Source organism: Xanthomonas fragariae (assembly GCF_017603965.1).
Taxonomy (GTDB): Bacteria; Pseudomonadota; Gammaproteobacteria; order Xanthomonadales; family Xanthomonadaceae; genus Xanthomonas; species Xanthomonas fragariae_A.
Genome location: NZ_CP071955.1, coordinates 18,339 through 37,644, shown reverse-complemented (window position 1 = coordinate 37,644; position 19,306 = coordinate 18,339). Strand labels below are relative to the sequence as shown.

Annotated in this window: 12 protein-coding genes, 1 other RNA gene and 6 pseudogenes; 12 read left to right on the top strand and 7 right to left on the bottom strand. The window is 63.5% G+C overall.

The window, feature by feature from the left end; all coding sequences use genetic code 11:
• The first annotated feature begins 15 nt into the window (after positions 1-15).
• The 5 genes and pseudogenes from J5I97_RS00190 (at position 16) to J5I97_RS00170 (ending at position 5,964) form a co-directional block, all read left to right on the top strand.
• Positions 16-3,156: an efflux RND transporter permease subunit gene (locus J5I97_RS00190; protein ID WP_208588283.1), complete on the top strand. Its 3,141-nt coding sequence runs from the start codon at positions 16-18 to the stop codon at positions 3,154-3,156.
• Between the two features lie 169 nt (positions 3,157-3,325).
• A pseudogene (locus J5I97_RS00185) lies at positions 3,326-4,415 on the top strand (transposase).
• 519 nt (positions 4,416-4,934) lie between these two features.
• A pseudogene (locus tag J5I97_RS00180) lies at positions 4,935-5,140 on the top strand (IS5/IS1182 family transposase); the annotation flags it as partial.
• Between the two features lie 43 nt (positions 5,141-5,183).
• A pseudogene (locus tag J5I97_RS00175) lies at positions 5,184-5,321 on the top strand (IS5/IS1182 family transposase); the annotation flags it as partial.
• 196 nt (positions 5,322-5,517) lie between these two features.
• Positions 5,518-5,964: a PepSY domain-containing protein gene (locus J5I97_RS00170; RefSeq protein ID WP_208588282.1), complete on the top strand. Its 447-nt coding sequence runs from the start codon at positions 5,518-5,520 to the stop codon at positions 5,962-5,964.
• On the opposite strand, the gene J5I97_RS00165 is transcribed toward J5I97_RS00170, so the two are convergent.
• The 3 genes from J5I97_RS00165 to J5I97_RS00155 all read right to left on the bottom strand — a co-directional run bounded on the left by J5I97_RS00165 (position 5,959) and on the right by J5I97_RS00155 (position 8,239).
• Positions 5,959-6,030, bottom strand: a non-coding RNA gene (locus J5I97_RS00165) — sX9 sRNA. The two genes, J5I97_RS00170 and J5I97_RS00165, sit on opposite strands and share 6 nt — an antisense overlap.
• A gap of 117 nt (positions 6,031-6,147) precedes the next feature.
• Complete coding sequence (locus tag J5I97_RS00160; protein ID WP_208588281.1) at positions 6,148-7,968, bottom strand: M28 family metallopeptidase; 1,821 nt, start codon at positions 7,966-7,968, stop codon at positions 6,148-6,150.
• A gap of 109 nt (positions 7,969-8,077) precedes the next feature.
• Positions 8,078-8,239, bottom strand: coding sequence for a hypothetical protein (locus J5I97_RS00155; protein ID WP_208591852.1), 162 nt, complete (start codon positions 8,237-8,239; stop codon positions 8,078-8,080).
• 97 nt (positions 8,240-8,336) lie between these two features.
• Between J5I97_RS00155 and J5I97_RS00150 the strand changes: the two genes are divergently transcribed.
• Positions 8,337-9,635, top strand: a complete 1,299-nt coding sequence (locus J5I97_RS00150; RefSeq protein WP_208588280.1) for a murein hydrolase activator EnvC family protein — start codon at positions 8,337-8,339, stop codon at positions 9,633-9,635.
• Between the two features lie 104 nt (positions 9,636-9,739).
• A complete protein-coding gene (locus J5I97_RS00145) occupies positions 9,740-11,176 on the top strand; it encodes a S41 family peptidase (protein ID WP_208588279.1) in 1,437 nt (478 codons plus the stop codon).
• Between the two features lie 378 nt (positions 11,177-11,554).
• On the opposite strand, the gene J5I97_RS00140 is transcribed toward J5I97_RS00145, so the two are convergent.
• The 3 genes from J5I97_RS00140 to J5I97_RS00130 all read right to left on the bottom strand — a co-directional run bounded on the left by J5I97_RS00140 (position 11,555) and on the right by J5I97_RS00130 (position 13,658).
• Complete coding sequence (locus J5I97_RS00140; RefSeq protein ID WP_208588278.1) at positions 11,555-12,541, bottom strand: D-2-hydroxyacid dehydrogenase family protein; 987 nt, start codon at positions 12,539-12,541, stop codon at positions 11,555-11,557.
• The gene (locus J5I97_RS00135) at positions 12,541-12,861 is read right to left on the bottom strand and encodes a DUF1820 family protein (RefSeq protein WP_208588277.1); all 321 of its coding nucleotides are present in this window, start codon (positions 12,859-12,861) and stop codon (positions 12,541-12,543) included. Before J5I97_RS00135 ends, J5I97_RS00140 begins: the two co-directional genes overlap by 1 nt.
• A 104-nt stretch (positions 12,862-12,965) precedes the next feature.
• A complete protein-coding gene (locus J5I97_RS00130) occupies positions 12,966-13,658 on the bottom strand; it encodes a rhomboid family intramembrane serine protease (protein ID WP_208588275.1) in 693 nt (230 codons plus the stop codon).
• A gap of 218 nt (positions 13,659-13,876) precedes the next feature.
• Here J5I97_RS00130 and J5I97_RS00125 point away from each other — a divergent pair, with 218 nt between their 5' ends.
• The 3 genes and pseudogenes from J5I97_RS00125 to J5I97_RS00115 form a co-directional block, all read left to right on the top strand.
• On the top strand, positions 13,877-15,217 hold the full coding sequence (locus J5I97_RS00125; protein WP_208588273.1) for an outer membrane protein transport protein: 1,341 nt from the start codon (positions 13,877-13,879) through the stop codon (positions 15,215-15,217).
• Positions 15,218-15,437: 220 nt separating this feature from the next.
• Positions 15,438-15,968, top strand: a pseudogene (locus J5I97_RS00120) (transposase); the annotation flags it as partial.
• 61 nt (positions 15,969-16,029) lie between these two features.
• Positions 16,030-16,235 (top strand): annotated as a pseudogene (locus J5I97_RS00115) (2OG-Fe(II) oxygenase); the annotation flags it as partial.
• Positions 16,236-16,302: 67 nt separating this feature from the next.
• On the opposite strand, the pseudogene J5I97_RS00110 reads toward J5I97_RS00115, so the two are convergent.
• Positions 16,303-17,361, bottom strand: a pseudogene (locus tag J5I97_RS00110) (PA0069 family radical SAM protein).
• Positions 17,362-17,497: 136 nt separating this feature from the next.
• On the opposite strand from J5I97_RS00110, the gene cls reads away from it, so the two are divergent.
• Both cls and J5I97_RS00100 read left to right on the top strand, forming a co-directional pair.
• Positions 17,498-18,958 (top strand): cardiolipin synthase, encoded by a 1,461-nt coding sequence (cls, locus tag J5I97_RS00105; RefSeq protein WP_208588271.1) that lies wholly within the window; start codon positions 17,498-17,500, stop codon positions 18,956-18,958.
• A 74-nt stretch (positions 18,959-19,032) separates the two neighbouring features.
• The gene (locus J5I97_RS00100; RefSeq protein ID WP_208588270.1) at positions 19,033-19,302 is read left to right on the top strand and encodes a hypothetical protein; all 270 of its coding nucleotides are present in this window, start codon (positions 19,033-19,035) and stop codon (positions 19,300-19,302) included.
• Positions 19,303-19,306 lie beyond the last annotated feature (4 nt).

Here is a 19,306-nt window from a genome sequence, read left to right as displayed (position 1 = left end):
CTCGGAATCTTCCCGATGAACATCTCCGCGCCCTTCATCAAGCGCCCGATCGGCATCTCGCTGCTGGCGATCGGTTTGTTCGTGATCGGGCTGATGTGTTATCTGCGGCTAGGCGTGGCGGCGTTGCCGAACATCCAGATCCCGGTGATTTTCGTGCACGCCACGCAGTCCGGTGCCGATGCCAGCACCATGGCTTCCACCGTCACCGCGCCGCTGGAACGCCATCTGGGCCAGTTGCCCGGTATCGACCGTATGCGCTCCTCCAGTTCGGAGAGCAGCAGCATCGTGTTCATTGTGTTTCAGAGCAATCGCAACATCGATTCGGCCGCGCAGGATGTGCAGACCGCAGTCAATGCGGCGCAATCGGATCTGCCCTCCGGGCTCGGCACGCCGGTGTACCAGAAAGCCAACCCGAACGACGACCCGGTCATCGCCATCGCGCTCACCTCGGACACGCAATCGGCCGATGAGCTCTATAACGTCGCCGATTCGCTACTGGCACAACGGCTACGCCGGATCACCGGGATCAGCTCGGTGGATATCGCAGGCGCCTCCACACCAGCGGTGCGCGTGGATGTGGATCTGCGCGCGCTCAACGCGCTGGGTCTGACACCGGACGATCTGCGCAATGCGGTGCGCGCAGCCAATGTCACCTCGCCGACCGGATTCCTGTCCGACGGCACCACCACCATGGCCATCGTGGCAAACGACGCGGTGGCCAAGGCTGCGGATTTTGCGCAGCTGGCGATCTCCACTCAGTCCAACGGGCGAATCGTGCGGCTGGGCGATGTGGCCACCGTCTACGACGGCCAGCAGGATGCGTATCAAGCGGCCTGGTTCGACGGCAAACCTGCGGTAGTCATGTATGCCTTCACCCGCGCCGGCGCCAACATCGTCGAAACCGTGGATCAGGTAAAGGCGCAGATTCCCGAATTACGCGCCTATCTCCACCCCGGCACCAAGCTCACCCCTTACTTAGACCGCACCCCCACCATTCGCGCCTCGCTGCACGAGGTGCAGGCCGCGCTGATGATCAGCCTGGCGATGGTGGTGCTGACCATGGCGTTGTTCCTGCGCCGGTTGGCACCGACGTTGATCGCCGCAGTCACCGTGCCGTTGTCGCTGGCCGGCTCGGCGCTGGTGATGTACATGCTCGGCTTCACCTTGAACAACCTCAGCCTGTTGGCGTTGGTGATCGCCATTGGCTTTGTGGTCGACGATGCGATCGTGGTGATCGAAAACATCATGCGCCATCTCGACGAAGGCATGCCGCGTCTGGACGCTGCACTGGCCGGTGCACGCGAGATCGGCTTCACCATCGTCTCGATCACTGCCTCGCTGGTGGCGGTGTTCATTCCGATGCTGTTTGCCAGCGGCATGATCGGTGCGTTCTTCCGCGAGTTCACCGTGACTCTGGTGGCGGCGATCGTGGTGTCGATGCTGGTGGCGCTGACGTTGACGCCAGCACTGTGCAGTCGCTTTTTGTCGGCGCATACCGAGTCGGAAAAGCCCAGCCGTTTTAGCGCTTTGCTGGACCGCATGCACGCGCGTATGTTGGCGGTCTACACGGTGGCGCTGGATTTCTCGCTGCGGCATGCCTTGTTGCTGTCGCTGACGCCACTGCTGTTGATCGCTGCCACCATCTTTCTCGGCGGTGCGGTCAAGAAAGGCGCGTTCCCCGCGCAGGACACCGGCCTGATCTGGGGGCGCGCCAATTCCAGCGCCACGGTGTCGTTCGCCGACATGGTCAGCCGCCAGCGCCGCATCACCGACATGCTGATGGCCGACCCGGCGGTCAAGACGGTGGGCGCGCGGCTGGGCTCCGGTCGCCAGGGCTCCAGCGCCTCGTTCAATATCGAGTTGAAAAAACGCGATGAAGGCCGTCGCGACACCACCGCGCAAGTGGTCGCGCGTCTGAGCGCCAAGGCCGACCGTTACCCGGATCTGGATCTGCGCCTGCGCGCAATCCAGGACTTGCCCAGCGATGGCGGTGGCGGCACCAGCCAGGGCGCGCAATACCGCGTGTCGCTGCAGGGCAATGATCTTGCGCAGCTGCAGGAATGGCTGCCCAAGCTGCAGACCGCGCTGAAAAAGAATCCGCGCCTGCGGAATGTCGGTACCGATGTGGATACCTCCGGTTTGCGCCAGAACATCGTGATCGACCGTGCCAAGGCCGCGCGCCTGGGAATTTCGGTTGGTGCGATCGATGGCGCGCTATATGGCGCGTTCGGCCAACGCTCGATTTCCACCATCTATTCGGATCTCAATCAGTACAGCGTGGTGGTCAATGCGCTGCCCTCGCAGACTGCCACGCCCAGGGCGCTGGATCAGATCTTCGTGCCCAACCGTGCCGGCCAGATGGTGCCGATCACCGCCGTCGCCAACCAGATGCCGGGTCTGGCGCCGCCCCAGATCATCCACGAAAACCAGTACACCACGATGGATCTGAGCTACAACCTGGCACCGGGGGTGAGCACCGGCCAGGCGGATCTGATCATCAAGTCCACCGTGGATGGGCTACGCATGCCCGACGGCATCCGTCTCAGCGGCGGCGACAGCTTCAACGTGCAGCTCAACCCCAACGCGATGGGCGTGTTGCTGCTGGCGGCGGTGCTCACCGTCTACATCGTGCTGGGCATGCTCTACGAGAGCCTGATCCACCCGGTGACCATCCTGTCCACCCTGCCCGCTGCAGGCGTCGGCGCACTGCTGGCGTTGTTCATCACCAACACCGAGTTGTCGGTGATCTCGATGATTGCATTGGTGTTGTTGATCGGCATCGTCAAGAAAAACGCGATCATGATGATCGATTTTGCACTGGTGGCGCAGCGCATGCACGGCATGGACGCGCGCGCGGCGGCACGTGAAGCGTCGATCGTGCGTTTCCGGCCGATCATGATGACCACGATGGTGGCGATCCTGGCCGCCGTGCCGCTGGCGGTGGGCCTGGGCGAAGGCTCGGAACTGCGCCGCCCGCTCGGTATCGCGATGATCGGCGGCCTGGTGTTCTCGCAAGGTCTGACCCTGCTCAGCACCCCGGCGCTGTACGTGATCTTCTCGTGCCTGAGCGAGCGCTGGAAGGCGCGTCGCGCACGTGCGCGCGCACGTCGTGCCGAGCGCGCGGCAGCACGGCGCCCGGCGACGTCGGCGCACTGAGCCATGCGCAGTTTTCACGCCGGCCTGATCTGGCCGGCGTGATCGGTCGTTAGTCGCCCCTGAAAAACCCCAATCACCCAACGACCGCAAGGCCTTGATGTCTGCACCGGCGTGCCAGAACTACCAGTTTTCGCGACGCTGAGGGCTGGTTTTTTTGCAATTTCCGTCCATGCGTACACGCCGTCCTGCTGCCGAAGACAGACCCGCCGACGAATTGTTTCGTTCGCGCCTGGAGAACCAGATCGATCTGCGTCATCCGTTGGTGTAATTGAGCCACCGCATGCCGTGGGCGGCGTTGGAGCAGACGCTTTTGCCACATTTTCCGGCCACGCCAGCCGGTGGCGGTCGTCCCGCGCTGCCGGTGCGCCTGATCGCCGGTTTGCTCTACCTCAAACACGCCGACGACCTGTCCGATGAAGCGGTGTGCGAGCGCTGGCTGGAAAATCCGTACTGGCATTTCTTCACTGGCGAGGTGGTGTTCCAGACGCGCTTGCCGTGCGATGCCAGCTCGCTGACGCGGTGGCGGCAGCGCCTGGGTCATGCAGCGCGTGCTGCGGCGTCAACGCACGGTGTTGGGGCGGGTGTTGCGCGACATGCAGCGCAAGCTGGACCAGGTGGAACCCGGCGTGCGCGAGCGCATCGCGGTCTGGCTGGAACGTGCGCAACGGCTGTACACGTAGCGTCCGAAGGACAAACAAAAACTGTACGCATTGCATGCCCCGGAAGTGGAATGCATCGGCAAGGGCAAGGCGCGTCAAGCGTACGCATTCGGCGTCAAGGTCGGCATTGCGGTCACCGCCTGCAAGGGATTGGTCGTGGGCGCGCGCAGTTTTCCTGGCAACCCGTACGATGGCGACACCTTGGCCGAACAGCTGGAGCAGACACGCGGGTTGCTGCAGGATGTGCGCGTAGAACCGACGGTGGCGATCGTGGACCTGGGCGATCGCGGGCGCGAAGTCGATGGCGTGCAGGTCCTGCATCGCGGCAAGGCCAAGACGCTGACGCGACGGCAATGGCGCTGGATCAAGCGACGACAGGCGGTGGAGCCGGTGATCGAACATCTGAAAGACGACTGCAGGTTGCCTCGCTGCAGGTTGAAAGGTGCACAAGGCGATGCGCTGCACGTGCTCGGCTGCGCCGCCGGCTACACCCTGCGCTGGCTGCTGCGCTGGATCGCGTTTTTGCGTGCCTGGAGGCGGGCGATGGGATGGTCGTCATTTAGCGCCGTGCCGCTGTCACCGACGGCACTTGGCGCTTGAAGCGGATTTTTTAGGGACGACTACTTCCGCAGTTACGCCGCCGCGGCCGCGCATCACAAGCAGATCGAAGTCACAGCGAACGATGAATTCTATTTGGTGCAGATGCGCACCTTCGTCAGCGTGGTGCATGACGAGTTTCAACGTTACCGGCCGACCTGGGGCGCTGAGCCACTGCGGCTTTCCCACCATTCTGGGAAAACCAGTGGTTCCCAGCGTGCAGATACTCGCTCGTTGGCAGCCACTGCCAGGGCTCAACCGCACATGCAGAAATTCTGGGGCTGCGCTTACGCGATGGCGCTGCTGCGCCGGGCGCATTCGGCAGTGCGTTATATCCGCCGCCGTCGCTGGTCGATTCCACAGCGACCACGCGTGGACGGCCGGTCACGCGCCAAATCATCTTGGCAGCACCATACGACCGGTCGAGGCCATGCCGGAATTCAGTCCGTACTACATATACATCGCGTTCAAAGAGAACTTCGCCGGTTTGGCCTGGGCACGCACACGGAGTGAGAAGCCATCATGCAACGGACGTTCGGTAATGCGAAAGACTTGGGCAAGCGTGAGCAAACCAGCCGAGAGATCTTTCTGGCCGAGATGGAACAGCTGTTTCTGTGGAAGCAACTGCTCGCGCTCATTGAACCGCATTATCCGGTGTCGGGCCGGCCTGGTGGCAGCCGGACGCACTGGCGACGATGTTGCGGATTCATCGACATGAAGACGCTTATCGGGGCGGATGTGGATGCGGTTGCGGGCGATCGAACGGCAGTCGGCTACACCAAGGTCCGCTATCGCGGCCTGGCCAGGAACGTGGCGCAGGTGCTGACGTTGTTTGCGCTGTCCAATCTGAGCATGGTGCGCCAGCAGTCGCTGCCGGCCAGAGGATCATGCTGCCGGGCCGTGGGATAAGCCGCCAGACGCCGCATGATGCCGCCACTCAAGCCAATCGCACGCCTCATCTGGACGTTGCTGGTTGAACTTGGAGATGCTGGCTGGTTGTTCAGTCTTTCCTTAGCTGAACGCCTGTTGTAAACGCCGTTGGGTTTTCACCTGATGGCAATTGGAGCACGTCCAGCATGAGCGCACCTCACTGCAAGAGCATCCCATGACACAGCGATTGATGAAAACCGCCCTGATCGGCGCACTCGCCTTGGCCTCGCATGGCGCTTTTGCGCAAGCGGCCGCAGACAAGCCGGTCAAAGCGCTCACATCCACCGAAGTCACCAGCATGCTCACCGCCAAAGGTTACACCAAGGTGCATGACGTCAAATTCAAGCACGGCGTGTGGACTGCCGACGCGCGCAGTGGCGATGGGAAGGATGTGGATGTACGCATAGACCCGGTCACCGGCCGTGTCTATGGCGACCGCACCACTTCAAAGCTCAGCGAAGCCGATATTCGCGCAGCGCTGTCGACCAACGGCTACTTGAATGTGCACGACCTCACATTCGAAAACGGGTTATGGAAAGCCGAGGCAAAGCGGGGTGGACAAAAGGTTGATCTGCAACTAGATCCGGAAGACGGACACGTGGTCAGCGTCGACAATGACTGACGGGGTTGCTCAGTCGTCAGGTGGATGCGGACGGCGCGCAGGAACCGGAGTGTAGACGTGGTACATGCCGATTCCGAGCACCGGTCGCGCCCGCCTGGCGGTGAGCGCAGTCGTTTTGTTAGCCGCTCTTAATACAGTCACGCGAACGCTGCAGGCGTCAAGCCGGCGACGCGTCCTCACTTCTCAACGCGCGGGCGCCGCCTTCTTGGCACTCGCATCGTTCTTGCCATTCTGATTGCCACTGTCTTCGGCTTGCGGCGTCTGCACATCCGCCGCCGCACGTGTGCCCGGCCTACCAGCCATCATACGGTCGCGCGCGGCCTTGAACGGGTTGCCTGCATACCAGTTGGGCCAGCGCTCGCCAGCGGCCACCTCCTTGCCTACGCCATACACCGCCTGCAAGTCTTCGATGGTGCCATCGAGTTTCCAGCTCGCTGCATCGTATTCATCGCCCGGTGCGTGATAGCGATTGCGCCCGTAGTCCTTGGCGGCCGCACGTCCGGCCCTAGTGCCGCCTTCGCGCAGGTCTTCGCCGCCATCGGCATACAGCGCCGGCACGCCGGCCTTGGCGAAGTTGAAATGATCCGAACGGAAATACGAGCCGCTTTCCGGCGTGGCTTCGGCATGCAGGGTGCGGCCCTGCATCGCGGCGATCGGCTTGAGGATGTCTTCCAGCTCCGAACTGCCCATGCCGACCACGGTGACATCCCGCGCGCGCCCGGCCACCGACATCGCATCCAGGTTGATCACCGCGGCGATCTTGTCCAGCGGAAAGCTGGGATTGGCCACGTAATACTTGGAACCGAGCAGGCCGGATTCTTCCAGCGTCACTGCCGCGAACACCACCGAACGCGCCGGTTTGGGATCCTCATGCGCGAAGGCATCGGCGATTTCCAGAATGCCCGCCACGCCGGTCGCGTTGTCCACCGCGCCGTTGTAGATGTTGTCGCCGCTCTCGCCCGGATGCTTGCCCAGGTGATCCCAGTGCGCCATGTACAGCACCGCTTCGTCGGCGTGCGTGCTCCCCGGCAGCACGCCGACCACGTTGCGCGAGGTCTTTTCGGCGATGGTGCTTTTCAGGTCGACCGACCAGTTGGCCTTCAACGGCACCGGCTTGAAACCGCGCTTGCTGGCGTCCCTGTAGGCTTGTGCCAGATCCAGCCCGGCGTTGGCGAACAGCTGTTTGGCCGTCTCGGCGCTGATCCAGCCCTGCACCGGCAGGCGCGCGTCGGGATCGTCCTTGGCAGGCAAGTCGTATTGCGGGCCGGACCAGGAATTTTTCACCACGTCCCAACCATAGCTGGCCCCAGGCGTGTCGTGCACGATCAAAGCGGCGGCCGCGCCCTTGCGTGCGGCCTCTTCGAACTTGTAGGTCCAGCGGCCGTAGTAGCTCATGCGCTTGCCATCGAACAGCTTGGCATCGCCGGTGTGGAAGCCGGGGTCGTTGACGAACATCACCACCGTCTTGCCTTTCCAATCCTGGCCGGCGTAATCGTTCCACTGCTGCTCGGGCGCATCCACGCCGTAGCCGACAAACACCAGCTCGCTATTGTCCAGCTTGACCTCGGGTTGACCGGTGCGCGTGCCCACCACGATGTCGCTGCCGAAGGCGAGGGTACGGGTCTGATCGCCACTGCGCAGGCTAGGTGCGGTGGATGGGGCGACCGTGGTTTCCACCATCGGCACCTCCTGGAACCAGCTGTCGCCATTGCCCGGCTGCAACCCGATGCGCTGCATCTGGTCGCGAATGTAGGTGACGGTCATTTCTTCGCCGGGCGTGCCCGGGCCGCGGCCTTCAAAGTCATCCGATGCCAGCGTTTTGACCAACTCGGCGAAATCGCCGCTGGTCAGCTCGGGCAAAAACGCGTGTCGGCTGACCGGCGCGCTGGGCGCGCGATCGACCGGCGTCTGCGCTGCGGGCGCGGTGGGCGCGTCGGCGGGTTCGCGTTTGCAGCCGGCCAGGGCCAATGTGGCGGCCAGGCACCACAGGATCTTGCGGGGCATCGGAACTCCTCGTGCGGCAGAATCCCGATTTTAGAGCGTGTTTTGGACGTTGCGGTGAGTGCGAGGCGCTCTGCGGTGCGTCGACACAAGAACTCCGCGTGGTAGCGCGTCATTCCTTCTGAGCAACGTCGCTATTGAAGCTGCGCGCGGTGGCGCCGCTGACCACGGCGATCTTGGGGCTGATGCGGCCGTCGACCTCGCTGATGTCCTCGTCGGCCCAGGCGCTTGTGCAGACCGCGGACAACGCCAGCAGAAGATACTGGGGCTTCATGCTGAACCTCGCGCGGCGGCGCTTGTCTGGTGCGTGGCGGCGATCACACCATGCTTGGCTACAATCGCGCACCTGCCTGAAGTTACTGGACCTTTCGTTGCCCCCTTCGCCCGCACCGCTGCCGCGCCTGCCGTTTGCTCCCGCCATCGGCGGTGGACGCGTGTGGCTAGCAGCGACCGTGCTGGCTTGCGCACTGCTGGCCAGCGCGGGAGCGGATGCGCAGAGCCAGCGCGAAACCGAGCGCAAACTGCAGCAGCTGCGCGATGAGTTGAAGACCATCAGCGCTGATCGGCGCGAACTGGAAGGCAAGCGCGGTACCGCTGCCCAGCAGCTGCGCCAGGCCGACGAGAAGGTGGCCAAGACTGCACGCGCATTGAGCGAGACCGAAACAGCGATGCACGAACAGGAACAACACCTGTCCAACCTGCAACAGGACCGCGCGCAATTGCAGCGCGGCCTGCAAAGTCAGCGCGTGCAACTGGCTACGTTGTTGCGCGCCGCCGATCAGGTCGGCCGCAATGCACCGTTGAAGGTGTTGCTATCGCAAGATACCGTTGGCGATGCCACACGCATGCTGGCAGATCACCGCTATGTGCAGAACGCACGTGCGCAGCGTATCCAGGCGCTGACCACGCAGTTGGATGCCTTGGCGAAAGTGGAACAGGACATCGCCAGTCGTCGCCAGGCACTGGATGCGGCGCGTGCGCGACAGAAGGCCCAGGCGTCCTCGCTGCAGAAAGATCGCTCGCAGCAGGCGGCCACCGTCGCACAACTGGACGACCGCTACAAACAACACGCCGAACGCGAAAAAGCCCTGGGCCAGGACGCCCAGTCGCTGGAACAACTGCTCGCCAATCTGCGCGCAGCTGCTGCCAAGGCCGAAGCCGAACGACGTGCCGCCGCCAAACGTGCAGCTGCCGAGGCCGCAGCGCAGGCCAAGCACAGCAAATCCGATCGCCCTGATCGTCCCGGCAAGACCCCGCCCAAGCTGATCGCCAGCGCACCGGCGCCCAAGGTGGGTGGGCTCAGCTGGCCGGTGTCGGGCAACTTGCTGGCCCGCTTCGATGCCACCTTGCCGGACGGCCACACCAGCAAGGGCGTGCTGATCGGCGCGCCCAAGGGCAGCACCGTCACCGCAGTGGCTGACGGCACCGTGGTGTTCTCCGACTGGATGACCGGCTACGGCATGATCCTGATCGTGGACCACGGCAACGGCTACATGAGCCTGTACGCGCATAACGACACGCTGTTGCGCGATGCCGGCGCGTCCATCAAACGCGGCGAAGCAGTGGCCAAGGTCGGCAGCTCGGGGGGGCAGGGCGTGCCGGCGTTGTACTTCGAGCTACGTCGCAATGGTCAGCCGGTGGATCCATCGAGCTGGTTGCAGCGTCGCTGAGTGCGGCGCGCCGCCAGCAATTCAACGCGGATTTACTGCAGCTTCGCGCATAATCCAGCCAGCTCCGTCGTGCGGGGCGTCTTGTCTCTTTGTCGGAGTGCTTCATGCGCGTAGCCGTCCTGTCCGTTGCCCTGTTGTTGGCCTTGTTCGCGTCGCCTGGTTGGACGCAGACCGCCCGTCCCGCTGCGGCCCAGGCCACTGCGGACGATCCGGAAGCCAATGAAGCCGCCATCTCAAAGGTGCCGCTGGACGAGATCCGCCGCTTTGTGGCGGTGTACAACGCAGTCAAGCAGGCCTACGTCGATCCGGTCGAAGACAAAAAGCTGATGCACGCAGCGGTGCGCGGCCTGCTCTCGGATCTGGACCCGCACAGCACTTATTTCGACAAGGAAGACGCCAAAGCCTTTGACGAACAGGCCACTGGCGCCTACGACGGCATCGGCGTGGAATTGCTGCAACAGCAGGACAACACGCTCAAGGTAATTGCGCCGATTGACGACACCCCGGCTGCACGCGCCGGTATTCGTGCCGGCGATGTGATCGTGGCCATCGATGGCAAGCCGATCGATGCCAGCAAGGCGATGGAACCGCTGCGCGGCGAATCCGGCAGCAAGGTCGTGCTGACGATCCTGCGCGACAAGGCGCCCAAACCGTTCGACGTAACCTTGCAGCGCGAGACCATTCGCGTGGCCAGCGTGCGCAGCAAGCTGCTCGAACCCGGCTATGGCTACATCCGCATCAGCACCTTCCAGGCCGACACCGGGGCTAACTTTCAGAAGAACCTCAAGCAGCTACAGGCCGGCGGCAAGCTACGCGGCCTGGTGCTGGATCTGCGCAGCAACCCCGGTGGTCTGCTGACCTCGGCAGTGCAGGTTGCCGACGATCTACTCGACAAGGGCAACATCGTCAGCACGCGCGGGCGCATCTCGATCAGCGATGCCAAGTTCGACGCCACCCCGGGCGATCTGCTCGGCGGCGCACCGGTCGTCGTCCTCGTCGACGCCGGCTCGGCCAGCGCCTCGGAAGTGCTGGCCGGCGCGCTGCGCGACAACCAGCGCGCGCGCGTCATCGGCAGCCGCACCTTCGGCAAGGGCTCCGTGCAGACGGTGTTGCCGCTGGACAACGGCGACTCTGTCAAGCTCACCACCGCGCGCTATTACACGCCAAGCGGCAAGTCGATCCAGGCCAGCGGCATCGTGCCGGAAGTGCTGCTCACCCCCGAACCGCAACCGGGCGATACCGACGTGCCGGCCAGCCTGACCGACTACAGCGAAGCCACCTTGCCCGGCCATCTGCGTGGCGACGAAGAGGGTGAGGAGGGCTACAGGACCGGCGACGTGCTGCCGGGCGATGGCCCGATCGCCACCGCATTGGCCGAACTCAAGCAGCCCGGCTCGGCCGCCAAGGCGCAAGCCGCGCTCAAGGCCAGGGCACAGGCGGCACAGAAGGCAAGGGCGACCAAGACAGCAGCCGAGCCGAAACCGGCAGCAGCACGTCCAGCCACTGCAGACAAGCCCAAGCGGACCGAACCGGTCAAGTAAGGCGCAAGACCAAGACAAGAAGTACTGCAGCTGCCTCACACCTGCAGTGTTTGGCGAAGCGGAAAAGTGCGGGGATCGTGACCGAGCGATTGGCAACCACGCCATCGATCGTCGAGAAGCACATGCTTCCCGGAGTGACTGGTCGCGAGCAGCTTTCCTGTAGTTTCCAATGCGCACCCAACGCTTGACGCGATGCGCTGCCCGATCAGTGACTACTGCAGCCGCACGCGCGGCGTCGCGGGTCGCGCTGCAAGGCCTCGTTGCAGCGCGCCGTTAAGGCGTAGCGCTTTGCTGGAGATGTAGCGCTTTGCTGGAGATGCCCATCCCACGATGGCCGCCTTGCTTCAAGGCGCACGCGATCTACTGCTCAACCGATCATTATCGCGCAGTCGCCAACGCTTCGAGATTGACCAGATTGCGCGGCGTGCCCGCCGCAAACGCCCGCACATTGTCGAACGCGGCTTCGAAATACAGAGCGTAGCTGTCACGTTCTACGTAGCCCAAATGCGGCGTCGCCAACACCCGCGGATGCTGCAACAGCGGATCGCGCGGATCCAGCAGCGGTTCGCGTTCGAACACATCCACTGCTGCCTGTGCTGGCCGACCGGCGTCGAGTGCGGCCAACAACGCACCGGGTGCGATCAATTCGGCACGGCTGGTATTGACCAGCAAGGCATCGCCACGCATGCGCGCCAGATCCTGCGCGCTCACGTGATGGCGAGTCTGCGCAGTGAGGCGCCGATGCAGCGACAGCACGTCGCTACGTTCGAACAAGTCCTCACGGCTTTCAGCGATTTCGAACCCATCGCGCGCGGCTTTGGCACAGGAGTCTTCGCCGCCCCACACCAGCACCTGCATGCCGAACGCGCGTCCAAAATTGGCCACGCGCTGGCCGATCCGCCCATAACTCCAGATGCCCAGCGTGCGCTCGTGCAGCACGCGTCCCACACCCGGATCGCCGAGTGCTTGCCAGCGGCCTTGATGCAACGCGCGCTGGTACTCGCTCAAACGACGGCTGGCTGACAAGATCAAGGCCCATGTCAGTTCGGCTGGCGCCACCGACGAGCCGACGCCTTCGGCCACCGCCACCCCAAATTCAGTGCATGCGGCCACATCCACATGCGCGCCCACCCGTCCGGTCTGACTGATGAGCTTGAGCCGCGGCAAGCGCCGCAGCAGCGTGGCGTCCACGCGCGTGCGCTCGCGGATCAACACCAGCGCATCGGCTTGCACCAGACGCTGCGCCCATTCGTTGGGATCGGTCGCCAACGCGCCCAACACCTGTACATCGTGCCCTTGCAGCCGCTGCAAACACGGCAGCTGACGCACCGCGCCCTGATAGTCGTCGGGCACCAGGATGCGCATCAGCGTGGTTTGGTCGGCGACGGAAACGGCGTGACCACCTTGTCGCCGGTAGTGGCATCGCGAATCACCGACTGGCCTTTCTTCTCCACTTCTTCGATGCGCACGATGCTCTGCATCGGCAGGTGCAAGGTCTTGGTGTTGCCGAACTCTTCGCGTAGGCGCTCTTCGGTGGGATCGACCACCACACCGTCGTGCACGTCCAATACCAGCTCGCCAATCTGGTTGAAGCCCCACAGATGACTGCCGGTGACCTGGCGCGCGTAGAGCTCGTACACCTTGCCGTGATTGAGGAAGGTGACTTTGTACAGAGGCTTGGACATGCCGCAATTATAGGCGCGCCAACGCGCCCAAGGCAGTGCAAGAGAGCCGCCATCGCACGCTCGCGCTGCCATCAACGAGCGTTAGCGACGGTTTGCGCGCCGCGCTAAAACCCGTGGCGCTTGCGCAGCCGCCGCGCGATCGCCGCGCGCACGTACAACCCATAGACGATGCCGAACGCGAAACCGGCGATATGCGCCGACCACGCCACCATGCCGAACGCCGGGCCGATGTAGGCGAACACCACCTGCAGCAGCGCCCAGACACCGATCAGCAAAGGCGCAGGCACGCGGATGAATTCCAGAAACACCCCCAGCGGCAACACCACGCCCAGCTTGGCGCCGGGAAACAGCGCCAGATAAGTGCCGATCAACGCCGACACCGCGCCCGAGGCGCCGATGATCACCCGGTCCGGCGTGCCGATCGCAAAGATCGCCGCCAAGTTGGACGCCGCGCCACCAACCAGGAACAACAGCAGCAGCCGCCATGGACCCAGGATGCGCTCGGCCGGCAACCCGAAGATCAACAGGAACACCAAGTTGCCGAGCAGGTGCGACCAGTCCGCGTGCAGAAACAAGGCGGTGAACAGCCGCAGCACGCTGCCGTCGCGTAATGTGGCCCACCAGTCGCCTAGGTTGGACACGCCGCTGGAAAGTGCCCCCCAGTCAAGCCACAGCGTGCTGCGCGCTTCGCCCGGTCGGCTGATCGACCACAGATAGGCCAGCCAGACGATTGCGAACAGCAGCGGCACCGCCCAGCGCGGCGCGGATTTCTTGCGGGAGGGGATCGAGACGAACATCGGAGTGGCACTCTAGCGGGTTCACGGTCCTGAACCCACCCCTGTCTTGTCCAGCCGGCCAAAACGCACTTCGTTATTGTTCGGTTAATCGTCCTGGTTATACTGCGTACGGCGTCGTTGGTCGGGGGAGGGGCTCCGGCGCGCTCCAGCAGCCACTTGGCGCTGGGTGCGGACGCTGTACCTACCACTGCAGTTTTTATCCGGAGAGCACTACGCTTATGTCTACCGCTTCCACTCTCAGCCGCGCCACCCTGTTGGCCGCCGGTATCGCTGGCGTAATGGCCGTTGGCCAGGCACATGGCGCCGCATTCCAGCTGAAAGAAAACAGCGCCAAGGGTCTTGGCCGCGCCTTCGCAGGTTCCGGTAGCGCCCCGGACGATGCCTCGATCATTGCCAACAACCCGGCCGGCATGCGCCAGCTGGACGGTCGCCTGTTTCAGGCCGACGTCAGCGTCATCGGCTTCTCGGCCAAGTTCCAGCCTGACAACGCCACCTACGCCAACGGTGCCCCGGTCTCCGGCGGCAATGGCAGCGACGCTGGCATGATCGCGCCGGTCCCGGCGGTGTACTTCCATGTGCCGTTCGGTGAGAACGACAGCATGCACCTTGGCACCTCGCTGACCGTGCCGTTCGGCTTCAAGACCGAATACGACCGTGATTGGGCCGGCCGCTACCACGGCACCCACACCGAGCTGCAGGCGATCGACTTCAACGTCGCGTTCTCCTACGACGTGAACCCGTATGTGTCGTTCGGTGCCTCGGTGTTTGCCGAGCGTCTGGATATCGATCTGGCCAGCGCGGTAGATTTCGGCAGCATTCTGGCCGCGCGTCGCGCGCCGGGTTTCGCCCCAGGCAGCGCCGACGGTTACTCGCGCATCAAGGGCGACAGCACCGAAGTGGGCTTCACCCTCGGTGGCTTGTTCAGCATTGATGAGAACACCCATATAGGCTTCAGCTACCGCTCGGAAGTGGAGCATAAGATCACCGACGGCGACGCCGACTTCACCGTGCCGGGCAGCGCCGCAAGCGTGTTGGGTGTCGCCGCACCGGGTACCTTTGTCGATACCAAGGGCCGCGCTACCGTCAAGCTGCCGGCCACCGCCACCGCCAGCTTCACGCACAACGTGAACGAGCAGTGGTCGATCATGGCCGACGTCACCCGCACCGCCTGGAGTAAGTTCGACCAGGTGACCGTGGACTTCGCCTCCAATCAGCCCGACAGCGTGCTGGACTTTTCCTACCGCGACACGACCTTCGCCTCGATCGGTGCCGACTACCGCATGAGCGATACGCTGACATTGCGTGGCGGTGTGGCGTACGACCAGACCCCCACCACCGCAGACCATCGCGACGTGCGCGTGCCGGATGCCAGCCGCAAGTGGGTGTCACTGGGTCTGAGCTGGCACCCGTCGCAGCAGGCCGAATACAACTTCGGTTACACCCACCTGTTCACCAGTGACCCGACCAGCGACACCCGCAGCGCCACCGGCGACCGTCTGGCTGGCAGCTATACGGTGAAGGGCGACGTGCTGGCCGCTTCGATCAACTACAAGTTCTGATCGTCACAGCGCGCGTTATGTGATGAAAACCCCCGCATAGCGGTAATGCTGTTCACTTAAGCAAATGAGTCACCGAAAATCCGATACCAGACTTCTGGTATCGGATTTTTTTGTGTCCCTTCAACAGCAGCTGTTCGACCTTGGCGACCTGTTCAACTTCTCCAACCTGAGCACTTTTACGCAGAATATTCCGGTGGAGCCGGTGCACGAGCTCGCACCCAGAAAACGCAATCCAGCGCTTCCCACGCACTGGGACGTGCGTGAAGTGAGCTATCTGCATCAGGGGAAGAGAAAAGTCGGTACTGACCTCGCTGCCTGCCACCACTTACAGCGCCAAGTCTGTCGCAACGCTTTACCAGCAGCGATGGGAAATCGAACTGGGTTTGCGCGACATCAAAAGCTCGATGCAGCACAACGCGACGACCTTACGCAGCAAGAAGATCGACTTGGTGTACCAGGAAGTCTGGGGGTTGTTGCTGGCTTACAACATCATTGGACGTGAAGCCGGTCAGGCAGCTGTGGCGTTTGGCACAACGCCTGCGGACATCCGATTCACACCGGTCTGCCAGTACATCGCAGTGCAACTCATCGTGATGGCCGCAGCCAATCCGGCTTCCGCCACAGGAAGACGCCTATCCCAACTTCGCTCGGGCATCGCGAGCCTGTTCCTCGAATGCCTACGCGGCCAAGGACGGTGAAGATCTCGAAGACCCGCTATCCGGTAGATCGAAAGGCTGCTCCGCTTAAGTGAACAGCATTTCGAAACACGCAAGGCCATCGGCTTGCAGCGAACCACTGCTGCAGTTCACCACAAAGGCGAAAACGAGTTCCTATTCCCAACGCAAGGCGCGCCCACGCACCGACAGCCTGCTGATCGCCCCCACCGTCTTCACCCACACCCACCACGGCAACCGCTTGGGTCGGCGGCGACAAATTCATCGCCACGAGCTGGATTCTGTTCCAGTCGGCGCAGGTGTTGTATGACGAGGATTCATCATTAGGGATTAGGGATTCGTAACGGCAACAGCACGCCCGCTCTTGCGAATCCGGAATTCACGTCCCTAGAACAACTGCCCCTGCGGCGATTACGGCACCGGCTTGGCAGGCGGAGTTAGACGCCTGAATTTCCGGGTGTTCAACGCCGGCATCGCGCGCACGTCGAAGCCGGCGCGGCGGTGGGCGAGAGCGAAGCGTCTCGCCATTAGCCTTGTCCGCGCATGCGGGCGCCGAAGGCGCTGTCGTAATCCTTGCCGCCACGGAGCTGCTGGATCGTGCTCATCACATGCCCGGCGCGCTGCGCGGGTAATGGGTTTGCAACCAGTCGCGAAACAACGGCGCCACCTCGTGCTGTAGCCGCAGCAGCACGTAGCCGGCACTGTGCGCACCGGCACCAGAGGCGGCCTGCAGGATCGCTTCCAATTCGTGGTCGTTGATCCAAGCAATCACCGGCGCGGCCATCACCCCGACCGGCACGCCGGCCTCGTGCAGCGCACGCATTGCGCGCAGACGTGCATGCGGTGCGGACGCGCGCGGCTTGAGTTTGGCCGATACGTGCGGGTCCAAGGTGGTCACCGAAAAATGCACATTGACCAGTCCTTCGCATGCCAACGGGGCGAGCAGATCCAGATCGCGCGTCACCAGAGCGTTCTTGGTGATCAGCGTGAACGGATGGCGCGTCTCCCACAGCACCTCGATCAACTGCCGCGTCAGCGCGTGTTTGCGCTCGATCGGCTGATACGCATCAGTATTGATGCCCAGCGCAATCGGGCTGGGCACATACCCCGGCCGCGACAACTCGCGCCGCAGCAGTTCCGGCGCATTTGTTTTGCGAACAACCTGGTTTCGAAATCCAAGCCCGGCGACAGATTCAGATACGCGTGCGAGGGCCGTGCAAAACAGTAGCTACAGCCATGCTCGCAGCCGCGATACGGATTGACCGACTGCGAGAATCCGATGTCCGGCGATTGATTGCGGCTGATGATGCTGCGCGCGGTTTCCTCGGTGACCTGGGTGCGCAATGCGGACGAGGCGAACGCCTCGCTGTCGTCGACATACCAGCCATCGTCCACCGCCCGTTGGGTGGTGACCTCGAACCGTCCGGGCAGATGGCCGGTCGCACCACGGCCCTTAATCGCATTTGCCATCTCGTCATCGTACGACCGGCAGGTCTCATGCGGCGCGCCTGCACGTTCAACACGATGAAGCTTTCAGACCGATGCGGCGCAGCCGCGTTGGCCACACAGTCATCGTAGCAGCGAGCGCGACCCGTAGAATCCGCGCATGCTCGCACATGTACAAAGCGCGTGGGACTGGCTGGCCACCATTCCCCACCTCGAAGCGCTTCTCCTGGCCGCCTACGTGCTGTACCTGCTGTGGATCGTCGGCTGGATAGTGCTGCAAAAGCGCGAGCCGGTGGCCACGCTGAGCTGGGTGTTGTCGCTGGCTGCGCTGCCGTATCTGGGGCTGCTGATCTATTACTGGTTAGGCCCGCAGAAGGTGAAACGCCAGCGCTTGCGGCGCGGCCGTTCGCGCTCGGGCATGGAGAGCTATAGCAGCGTCTGCCCGCCGGACGCCAACTGCACCGAGTTGGCCAAGGTCGCCCAGTCCACCACCGGCCTGGCGCCGAGCAGCGCCACCGAAGTGCACTGGCTGGTCGACGGCGCAACGACCTATGCCGCCATCATCGAAGCGATCCGCAGCGCACGCGACCACATCCATCTGGAGTACTACATTTTCCAGCCGGACCGCAGCGGCACTGCGATCTGCGACGCGCTGATGGAGCGCGCACGCGCTGGGGTCAAGGTACGCTTGCTGATGGATGCGGTGGGCTCGTCGGCGATGACCCGGCGCGCATTGCGCACGCTGGGCGAGGCCGGCGTGGAAACCGCTTGGTTCCATCCGTCTCAGTTCCTCAAGCCGTTCAAGCGGCCCTGGTTGAATCTGCGCACCCACCGCAAGGTGATCGTCATCGATGGCCGGATCGGCTTCACCGGCGGCATCAACGTGACCGACGACGAAAACGAATACGTGCGCGCCGATGCGTACCGCGATCTGCACGTGCGTCTGCAGGGCCACGTGGTGCACAGCCTGCAGCTGGTGTTTCTGGAAGACTGGCTCTACGCCACCCGACAGAGCCGCGACGCATTCCACGGCCAGAAGCTGTGGCCGGAAGACGTACCGACGCGCGCGCAAGGCACGGTCGATGCGCAGGTGCTGGTATCCGGGCCGGATTCGTCGTGGGAAGCGATTCACCGCCTGATGGTCGCCGCCATCCACGAGGCCAAGCATCGCATCTGGCTGGTTACGCCGTACTTCGTCCCCGGCGAAGCTGCACGCATGGCGCTGACCTCCGCCGCGCTGGGCGGCCTGGACGTGCGCCTGCTGGTGCCGCGTGTCAGCGACTCGCGCCTGGTGACTTACGCGGCGCGCTCGTATTTCGACGAATTGCTCGAAGCCGGCGTGCGCATCTACGAGTACGGCCCGCGCATGTTGCACACCAAGGCGCTGCTCGCCGACGACGAGGTCTGCATCGTCGGCAGCGCCAATTTCGACAGCCGCAGCTTCCGTCTCAACTTCGAGTTATCGATGCTGTTCCGCAACCAGGCGGTGGCCGCCGAACTGGCCGGGCTAATCGGCACCGACATGCAGCGCGCGCAGGAAGTGCGCTTTGCGCGCCATCGACCAATGTGGCGCTCTCGGCTTCCCGAAGCCTTCGCACGGCTGCTGTCGCCGCTGCTCTGACGCGGGCCTCTCTTATCACGTAGAACCGTGCCTAGCACGGCGCTACACTGCCGCCACTCAACGGGGAGTTCGTCATGCACTGGCTGTTTCTGCTTATGGCACTTGGTGCGCTGGTGCTGGCCTTCAGCACACCGCACGTGTGGTTGCTGGTGGTCTCGCTACTGGTGGCATTGCTATTCCTGCTGCTGTGGACGCGCGGCTGGTTTGCCTCGTGTATGGGCGACACCCAGCGCGATACCGGCAGCATGATCGACCCGGCAGAACTGCGCCGGCTGCGCGAACTGGCGGAGGCACGCAAATCTGCTGCTGTTGACGCCACGCACGGCAGCGAGCCGCAAGCCTGAGAAC

Coding starts and splice junctions, on each gene's coding strand:
- J5I97_RS00140 (WP_208588278.1), bottom strand. CDS start 12,541: ATGCGCATCCTGGTGCCCGACGACTATCAGGGCGCGGTGCGTCAGCTG.
- J5I97_RS00100 (WP_208588270.1), top strand. CDS start 19,033: ATGCACTGGCTGTTTCTGCTTATGGCACTTGGTGCGCTGGTGCTGGCC.
- J5I97_RS00155 (WP_208591852.1), bottom strand. CDS start 8,239: ATGAAGCCCCAGTATCTTCTGCTGGCGTTGTCCGCGGTCTGCACAAGC.
- J5I97_RS00135 (WP_208588277.1), bottom strand. CDS start 12,861: ATGTCCAAGCCTCTGTACAAAGTCACCTTCCTCAATCACGGCAAGGTG.
- cls (WP_208588271.1), top strand. CDS start 17,498: ATGCTCGCACATGTACAAAGCGCGTGGGACTGGCTGGCCACCATTCCC.
- J5I97_RS00190 (WP_208588283.1), top strand. CDS start 16: ATGAACATCTCCGCGCCCTTCATCAAGCGCCCGATCGGCATCTCGCTG.
- J5I97_RS00130 (WP_208588275.1), bottom strand. CDS start 13,658: ATGTTCGTCTCGATCCCCTCCCGCAAGAAATCCGCGCCGCGCTGGGCG.
- J5I97_RS00125 (WP_208588273.1), top strand. CDS start 13,877: ATGTCTACCGCTTCCACTCTCAGCCGCGCCACCCTGTTGGCCGCCGGT.
- J5I97_RS00160 (WP_208588281.1), bottom strand. CDS start 7,968: ATGCCCCGCAAGATCCTGTGGTGCCTGGCCGCCACATTGGCCCTGGCC.
- J5I97_RS00145 (WP_208588279.1), top strand. CDS start 9,740: ATGCGCGTAGCCGTCCTGTCCGTTGCCCTGTTGTTGGCCTTGTTCGCG.
- J5I97_RS00170 (WP_208588282.1), top strand. CDS start 5,518: ATGACACAGCGATTGATGAAAACCGCCCTGATCGGCGCACTCGCCTTG.